This window comes from Streptomyces sp. NPDC005899 (assembly GCF_040629645.1).
Classification (GTDB): domain Bacteria; phylum Actinomycetota; class Actinomycetes; order Streptomycetales; family Streptomycetaceae; genus Streptomyces.
Genome location: NZ_JBEXWB010000618.1, coordinates 1 through 1,982, shown reverse-complemented (window position 1 = coordinate 1,982; position 1,982 = coordinate 1). Strand labels below are relative to the sequence as shown.

The window sequence follows — 1,982 nt, the reverse complement described above, 5'->3', positions numbered from 1 at the left end:
CCGGTCCGCGCACCGTGCGGCCTGGGGCCTGACGGGCGCGGCGCAGGCCGAGCAACCCGGACGCTTCGTCCTCCTCGACACGGACGGGACCGACGCCTCCCGCGCCTGCCTCGTCACGGTCCTGGCCGGGGCGCTGTCCGGCGGCCAGGACCAGCTGGCCCTGCGCGGAGGCGTCGCCCACCGCCCCGGCCTCACCCCGGCCGCCCCGGCCGCCACGTTGCGGCCCCCGGCCGGCGAGCCGGAATGGCGGCTCGACTACGTGGCCAAGGAGTCCTTCGCCAACCTGACCCTGGAACCCTGGCCCCAGGCGGGCGAACCGCTGGCACCCGGCCGGATCCGCGTCCGGATGCGCGCCGCCGGCCTCAACTTCCGTGACGTCCTGCTCTCCCTGGGCGTCATACCGCCCTCGGTCGACCCCGACGCCGGGGGCGGCGGACAGGGCGGCGAGGGCGCGGGCGTGGTGGTGGAGGTCGGGCCCGGGGTCACGGACCTGAGCCCCGGCGACCGGGTGCTCGGCCTGTTCTCCGGTATCGGGCCCACCACCGTGACCGACCGGCGACTGGTCTGCCCGATCCCCGAGGGCTGGTCGTACCGGCAGGCGGCCGCGGTCCCCGTCACCTACCTCACCGCCTACTACGGGCTGGTGGACCTCGCCGGGCTGCGTGCCGGCGAGTCGGTCCTGGTGCACGCGGGAACCGGAGGCGTCGGTACGGCGGCCCTCCAGATCGCCCGCCACCTGGGAGCCGAGACGTACGCCACGGCCAGCCCGGCCAAGTGGGACGCGCTGCGCGGCACCGGGCTGCCGGACGACCGCATCGCCTCCTCCCGCACTCTCGAGTTCGAGCAGGTGTTCCTGGAGCGGACGGCGGGCCGGGGCGTCGACGTCGTACTCAACTCCCTGGCGGGGGAGTTCGCCGACGCCTCGCTGCGCCTGCTGCCGCGCGGCGGACGCTTCCTGGAGATGGGCAAGACCGACCGCCGCGACCGGGACGCCGTGTCCCGGAGCCACCCCGGCGTCGACTACCTCGCCTTCGACGTCCGGGATCCCGGACCGGACCGCATCCAGGCCATGCTGCGCACCCTGCTGGACCTGTTCGAGCGGGGGGTGCTCCGGCCGCCGCCCGTGGCGGCCTGGGACATCCGCAGCGCGCCCGAGGCCTTCCGTCATCTGGCGGAGGCGCGGCACATCGGAAAGGTCGTCCTGGAGCTGCCGTCGCAGGACGAACTCTGGGACACCGGCCGGGCCGTACTGGTCACCGGCGGCCTCGGCTGGCTCGGCCGGCTGACGGCACGTCACCTGGTCACCGCGCACGGCGTGCGGCACCTGGTGCTGATGAGCCGCCGCGCGCCCTCCGAGGACGCGGCGCGGGACATCGAGTCCCTCCGGAGCCTCGGGGCGGACGTCCGCACGGTCGCCTGTGACGCCGCCGACCGGGCCGCACTCTCCGAGGCCCTCGGGACCCTGGCCGGCGAGGGCGTCCGGATCGGCGGGGTGGTGCACACCGCGGGCGTCCTCGACGACGGCGTCCTGGCGGCGCTCACCCCCGAGAAGCTGGACGGCACGCTGCGGCCCAAGGTGGACGCCGCCGTCAACCTGCACGAACTCACCGCGGACCTCGACCTCTCCGCGTTCGTGTCCTACTCCTCCCTGGCCGGCACCCTCGGCTCGGCGGGACAGGGCGGGTACGCCGCGGGCAACGCGTTCCTCGACGGCCTGATGGAACGCCGGCGTTCCGCCGGACTCCCCGGTGTCTCCGTCGTCTGGGGCCTGTGGGACACAGCGGGCGGCATGGGCAGCGGTCTGGACGCGACGGGAGTGGCCCGCATGGCCCGCCTGGGGATACGCCCCCTGCCGGCCGGGACGGGCCTGGCCCTGCTGGGCGCCGCGATCCGGCGTGACCGGCCCGTGGCCGTGGCCGTGCGGTGGGACACCGAAGGACTCGCCGAGCAGAGCCGCACGGGGGCCCTGCCGCCACTGCTGG

1 protein-coding gene is annotated in these 1,982 nt (G+C 75.8%); it reads left to right on the top strand.

Annotated features, from left to right (window positions below):
- Nucleotides 1-1,982, top strand: a 1,982-nt coding sequence (locus tag ABZ371_RS32085) for an SDR family NAD(P)-dependent oxidoreductase (RefSeq protein WP_358686354.1), incomplete at both ends; no start/stop codon positions are given.